Here is a 5,812-nt window from a genome sequence, read left to right on the forward strand (position 1 = left end):
AATAAACTCATCGGCCCGAGCTTTGCGTGCGGCTTCCCACAATTGAGCGTCAGTGGCGTCAGGCTTGCCGTACAGCAGGTTGTCACGAATCGATCGATGCAGTAATGAGGTGTCCTGGGTGATCATGCCGACGCGCTCACGCAAGCTCTCCTGCGCGACGTGGGAGATGTCTTGACCATCAATCAGAATGCGCCCGCCTTGTAGGTCATACAAACGCAGCAGCAGGTTGACCAGCGTTGATTTGCCCGCACCCGATGGACCAATCAAACCGATTTTTTCCCCGGGCTTGATGTTCAGATTCAAGCCGCCAATGATTCCGCTGCTTTTGCCGTAGTGGAAGTCGACGTTTTCAAATTTCACACCGCCTTTGTCGACTATCAGTTTCGGCGCCTTGTCGCGGTCGGTCACGCTGACCGGTTGGGCGATGGTCTGCAGACCGTCCTGGACCATGCCGATGTTTTCAAAGATGCCGTTGACCACCCACATGATCCAGCCCGACATGTTGACGATGCGGATCGCCAAGCCTGTAGCCAATGCGATGGCGCCAACGGTGATCGAGGATTGCGTCCACAGCCACAACGCCAGCCCGGTGGTGGTCACGATCAAAATCCCGTTCAAACTGGTGATGACCGTGTCCATCTCAGTCACCACACGACCCGCCAGTTGGGTCTTTTCAGTCTGTTCGGTGATGGCTTCCCGAGCATACTGCTGCTCGAAATTGGTGTGGGCGAACAGCTTGAGGGTGGCGATGTTGGTGTAGCCATCGACAATTCGCCCCATGAGTTTCGAGCGCGCCTCCGAGGACACTACTGAGCGCTCTTTGACCCGCGGCACGAAGTAACACAGCGCCGCGATGTAACCGGCGATCCACGTCAGCAGCGGGATCATCAGGCGCCAGTCTGCTTCGGCGAACAGCACCAGCGAGCCGATGGCGTAGATCAGCACGTGCCATAACGCGTCGACTGCCTGCACGGCTGAATCGCGTAGTGAGTTGCCGGTCTGCATGATTCGCTGAGCAATGCGCCCGGCGAAGTCGTTTTGGAAAAAATTGATGCTCTGCTTGAGGACGTAACTGTGGTTCTGCCAGCGGATCATGCTGGTCATACCGGGGCTGATGGTCTGGTGCACCAGCAGGTCATGCAGGCCGACAAAAACCGGTCGGAACAACAGGGTCACGACCATCATCCAGATCAGTTCATTGCGGTGCACGCTGAAGAAGTTCGGGTCGGGCACGCCTTGGGCCAGGTCGATGATCCGGCTCAAATAACTGAACAGCGCCACTTCGATCAGCGCACCGATCAGGCCGACCACAAGCAATGCAGCAAAGCTGGGCCAGACCTGGCGCAGGTAGTAAACATAAAACGACAGGACTTTACTCGGAGGAGCCGCAGTAGGGGCATCGCGGAACACATTTATCAATTGCTCGAAACGGCGATAAAACATTAGCTCTGACGCCCACTGCAGTGGGCTCTCCTTGCAGGTGGAATAGCTCCCCATCCGACCGCGTGAAACCGGATTTGCTCATGCCGATTTCACATTGGCCAATGTGGATTGACTCAGTCGATGCGTTTGGCGGATTTGATCAGCACGGGTACTGTTGGCACGTTTTGCATGCCTTGTTTGGAAGCGGTCGGGGTCTGGGCGATCATGTCGACGACGTCCATGCCCTTGACCACCTTGCCGAACACCGCATACCCAAGCCGGCCTGGTGTGCTGTCCAGCGAATCGTTGTCACGGTGGTTGATAAAGAACTGGCTAGTGGCGGAGTTCACGTCCGAGGTGCGCGCCATGGCGATCGTACCGCGAACGTTATGCAGGCCATTGCCCGCTTCGTTCTGGATCGGGTCCTTGGTCGGTTTTTGCATCATCGACGAAGTGAAACCACCGCCCTGGATCATGAACCCTGGAATCACTCGGTGAAAAATAGTGTTGGCGTAGAAACCGCTGTCGACATACCCCAGAAAATTCTGGGTGCTGATCGGCGCTTTGGTGTCTTCAAGCTCGATCTCGATCTGCCCCATGTCCGTGGTCAACAGCACGTGAGTAGGCTTGCCGGCCGGTTGTGCAGCCATCAGGTTGGCAGCAAACAGCAGGGAACAGGCGGCAAAGGCAATTTTTTTCAACATGAGTCAGTAATCCTGGCGGGTGGTTTCGACTGTGCGACAGCAAGGCACGGCGGCGTAATCAGGCGCACAAGGTAAGCACGTTTGGGTTTTTTTGGACAGTGCCGGGCGGCTACGACGCTTCAACACTGTCGAGAAATTCGAGCAGAGTCCGATTGAAAGTCTCCGGTTGGTCCAACGGCGTTGCGTGCCGGGAGTCTTCGATCACAACCAATCGTGCGTCTCGGATCATGTCGACGTATAGCCGCTTCAGGGCCACCGGCGTGTAGTCGTGATCGGCACTGACGATCAGCGTGGGGCAAGTGATTCGCGACAGCTTGCTCATCACCCCCCAACCCACAATCGCATCGAAACTCGCCAAATACGCGCGTTTGTCGTTTCGTCCCCAGCGCTCAGCGATTTTGCGTCGCAGGTCGGCCTGTTCAGGTTTGGGGAACAGGTTTCTGCCCAGGCCTATGCCGATGACGCGCATGCTCAGTAAGCGACCCATGCCCCAGCGCTTGGCCCACTGCAGCAGGTCTTTGGCGTACGTGATTTTGACTTGCGGCCCGCTGTTGACGATGCACAGGCTCTTGAGCAAGTGCGGGTGATCGACAGCCAACTGGAAGCCGATCATCCCGCCCATGGACAACCCGACCAAGTGCACGGGGCCTAGTTGCAGATGCTCGATCAGCGCTTCGAGGTCGGCGGTAAAGCCGGGGATGCTGTAGCGCTCTCTGGGTTTGTCAGAGCGACCATGGCCACGAACGTCCATGGCAATGACGCGGTAATGCGCTGCCAGTGCCGGGATTTGGTATTCCCAGTCCTGGCAGCTAGAGCCCAACCCGTGCACCAACAGCAGCGGCGAACCCTGGCCATATTCTTCGTAGTGCAATGAACAGCCGTCATGCTCAAAAAAGGCCATGGGCAGTCTCCGTGTCAGACTTGTAGGGGCGCCGCAAAGGCGGCAGTCAGCGGCGCCGTGTCGAAGTTACGAATCAAGTCGGTAAGAATCTGCGTCGCAGGTCCCAACGGTTTGTCTTTGTTGGCGTAAAGGTAGAACACCGGGTGACGGCTGCCGCCTTGATCCAGTGGCAGCGCCTTAAGCAGCCCTTCTTTTAGCTCACGTTCGATCATATGCCGTGGCAACCAGGCGAACCCCAGGCCGCTGCTGACAAAGGTCGCTGCTGTGGCCAGACTACCGACGGTCCAGCGTTGTTCTGCGCCGAGCCAGCCGACATCACGCGGTTGTGAGCGGCCAGAGTCACGAATGACCACTTGTAGTTGGCTTTCCAGGTCTTGAAAGGTCAGCATCCGTTGCATCTGATGCAGTGGGTGTTCTGGATGGGCGACCGCGACAAACTCTACCGCGCTCAACTCGCTGCCCAGATTCCCAGGAATACTGAAACCGCTGATGGCCAGATCAGCCACGCCCTCAAGCAATACCTCCTCGACACCGGACAACACCTCCTCTCGTAAACGCACACGGCAGCCACGGCTTTGCGGCATAAACGCGGTCAGTGCGCGAACCAGTCGAGCGTTGGGGTAAGCGGCATCGACCACCAGCCGCACCTCTGCCTCCCAACCCTGTTCCATATGATGGGCCAGGTCTTCGAGCTGGCTGGCGGATTTCACCAGTTGCCGCGAGCGCCGCAGCAGCACGCCACCGGCATCGGTCAACACGGCTTTGCGCCCGTCGATGCGCAGCAACGGCACACCGAGTTGGTCCTGCATGCGCGCCACGGTATAGCTCACCGACGATTGCGAACGGTGCAAGGCTTCGGCCGCTTGGGCGAAGCCGCCATGGTCGACCACCGCTTGTAATGTTCGCCATTGATCAAGGGTCACGCGGGGCGCTTTCATGATTGGATCCTCTTGCCCTAAAGTGGCACCTCAAAAATGGAGTCTGCCGAATGAAGAAATTCTGTTGTGTGTTGTTGGCAATGCTGCCCGTCAGTGCTTTTGCCTACCCGATTGACGTTGAGAAGCACCTCACGGGTGTCAGCGTTAGCTACACCAGCCACGATACTGATTACGACCTCGGCTCCATCACCCTGGATAACTATGGCGACACGGCTGCCGAGTGCACCGTGGTGTTCATCAACGGGCCGGAGTCGCCGCGCACCCGTCGGGTGCAAATACCCGCAAAAAGTAGCGTGGACTCATCGGCCAAGTTCACCCGAAGCATTATCAAGCTGCGGATCAAACTGACCTGCGTGGCTAAATAGCACTGCGATAGGGGCATGCTTTGCGCTTTAACGAGAGTAGTGCCCTGCTTTCGATAAAACAATTTATTAGATGGTTTGGAGCGAATATTTACGCTTTTTAATCGATATGGTCACCGCTAACCTTCACTCCATCGACTTAAGACATCTTTGATGGAGACAACCACCATGTCCCGCGTACTGATCATTGAAAGCAGCGCCCGCCAGCAAGATTCGGTTTCACGTCAACTGACCCAGCAATTCATTGGTCAGTGGCAAGCGGCTCACCCGGCTGATCAAATCACCGTGCGGGACTTGGCCACTCATCCGGTACCGCACCTGGATTCCACGTTGATGGGCGGCTGGATGAAACCTGCCGACCAGCGCAACGAAGCTGAGCAATCCGCGTTGCAACGCTCTGACCTATTGACGAACGAGCTGGTCGCAGCAGACGTTCTGGTGTTGGCTGCCCCCATGTACAATTTCGCGATCCCTAGCACCCTGAAAGCCTGGTTCGACCACGTGTTGCGTGCAGGCGTGACATTTAAATACGGCGAAACCGGCCCCCAAGGCCTGCTGATTGGCAAACGTGCTTATGTGCTGACTGCGCGCGGCGGTATCTACGCCGGTAGCAGCCTCGATCATCAAGAACCCTACCTGCGCCAAGTGCTCGGCTTCGTTGGCATTCACGATGTAACGTTTATCCATGCTGAAGGTCTGAACATGGGTGGTGACTTCCTTGAGAAAGGTTTGAACCAGGCGAAAGCCAAACTCGCTCAGGTTGCCTGAGTCGACCGCTCTACCGACTTCCCTTTGGTACCTTTTGCTCCTTCGGTACACAGCCCGGCCATCGAATTGATGAGTCGGGCTTTTTATTGGGCGGCCGTTGGACAGCGTCATTTACTCATCCTGGACCCTTTGAAAGAGGTCCGCGTGAACCAACCAAGCAACAAAGAAAGGTGTTTTCAGTAAAGAAACTCGGCCTCGGCGCTCGAAACCGTTAATCTATGCGACTGTTTTTTTGTTTTTCGTCGAGGTAACACCCGTGTTTTCCCAATTCGCCCTGCACGAACGCCTGCTTAAAGCCGTGGCCGAGCTTAATTTTGTCGAGCCCACGCCTGTGCAAGCAGCGGCCATTCCGCTGGCACTGGAAGGACGTGACCTGCGGGTGACTGCGCAAACCGGTAGCGGCAAAACCGCAGCCTTTGTGTTGCCAATGCTTAACCGCCTGATGGGCCCGGCCAAGGTTCGCGTCGACATCCGCGCCGTGATCTTGCTGCCCACCCGCGAGCTGGCGCAGCAAACCCTTAAGGAAGTTGAGCGTTTCTCTCAGTTCACTTTCATCAAATCCGGCCTGATCACCGGTGGCGAAGACTTTAAAGTCCAGGCCGCCATGTTGCGCAAGGTTCCGGACATTTTGATCGGCACACCGGGTCGCCTGCTGGAGCAGCTCAATGCTGGCAATCTGGACCTGTCCCAAGTCGAACTGCTGATTCTCGACGAAGC

General features: G+C 56.8%; 7 protein-coding genes. 3 read left to right on the top strand and 4 right to left on the bottom strand.

The window, feature by feature from the left end:
* The 4 genes from M0974_RS19475 to M0974_RS19490 all read right to left on the bottom strand — a co-directional run.
* Window positions 1–1,443 (bottom strand): ABC transporter ATP-binding protein (locus tag M0974_RS19475; protein WP_297840390.1); only part of this gene is annotated, 1,443 nt, incomplete at its 3' end.
* A gap of 113 nt (window positions 1,444–1,556) precedes the next feature.
* A complete protein-coding gene (locus M0974_RS19480; protein WP_297840393.1) occupies window positions 1,557–2,126 on the bottom strand; it encodes a peptidylprolyl isomerase in 570 nt (189 codons plus the stop codon).
* Between the two features lie 109 nt (window positions 2,127–2,235).
* Entirely contained in the window at window positions 2,236–3,027 is a 792-nt protein-coding gene (locus M0974_RS19485) for an alpha/beta hydrolase (RefSeq protein WP_297840396.1), read from the bottom strand.
* Between the two features lie 14 nt (window positions 3,028–3,041).
* Complete coding sequence (locus tag M0974_RS19490; protein WP_297840397.1) at window positions 3,042–3,965, bottom strand: LysR family transcriptional regulator; 924 nt, start codon at window positions 3,963–3,965, stop codon at window positions 3,042–3,044.
* 50 nt (window positions 3,966–4,015) lie between these two features.
* Here M0974_RS19490 and M0974_RS19495 point away from each other — a divergent pair, with 50 nt between their 5' ends.
* From M0974_RS19495 to M0974_RS19505, 3 genes are all read left to right on the top strand, one after another.
* Window positions 4,016–4,330 (top strand): 3-phosphoglycerate kinase, encoded by a 315-nt coding sequence (locus M0974_RS19495; RefSeq protein ID WP_297840399.1) that lies wholly within the window; start codon window positions 4,016–4,018, stop codon window positions 4,328–4,330.
* Between the two features lie 165 nt (window positions 4,331–4,495).
* Window positions 4,496–5,095 carry an FMN-dependent NADH-azoreductase gene (locus M0974_RS19500; protein WP_297840402.1) on the top strand — a complete coding sequence of 200 codons (600 nt, stop codon included), beginning with the start codon at window positions 4,496–4,498 and terminating at the stop codon, window positions 5,093–5,095.
* A 256-nt stretch (window positions 5,096–5,351) separates the two neighbouring features.
* Window positions 5,352–5,812: DEAD/DEAH box helicase (locus M0974_RS19505; protein ID WP_297840405.1), on the top strand; the 461-nt coding region annotated here is incomplete at its 3' end.

The organism is Pseudomonas sp. (assembly GCF_026224925.1).
Taxonomy (GTDB): Bacteria; Pseudomonadota; Gammaproteobacteria; order Pseudomonadales; family Pseudomonadaceae; genus Aquipseudomonas.

What these genes read in the sequence shown, in the direction of transcription:
- M0974_RS19480 (WP_297840393.1), bottom strand. Translation starts at nt 2,126, where the DNA reads ATGTTGAAAAAAATTGCCTTTGCCGCCTGTTCCCTGCTGTTTGCTGCC.
- M0974_RS19485 (WP_297840396.1), bottom strand. Translation starts at nt 3,027, where the DNA reads ATGGCCTTTTTTGAGCATGACGGCTGTTCATTGCACTACGAAGAATAT.
- M0974_RS19490 (WP_297840397.1), bottom strand. Translation starts at nt 3,965, where the DNA reads ATGAAAGCGCCCCGCGTGACCCTTGATCAATGGCGAACATTACAAGCG.
- M0974_RS19495 (WP_297840399.1), top strand. Translation starts at nt 4,016, where the DNA reads ATGAAGAAATTCTGTTGTGTGTTGTTGGCAATGCTGCCCGTCAGTGCT.
- M0974_RS19500 (WP_297840402.1), top strand. Translation starts at nt 4,496, where the DNA reads ATGTCCCGCGTACTGATCATTGAAAGCAGCGCCCGCCAGCAAGATTCG.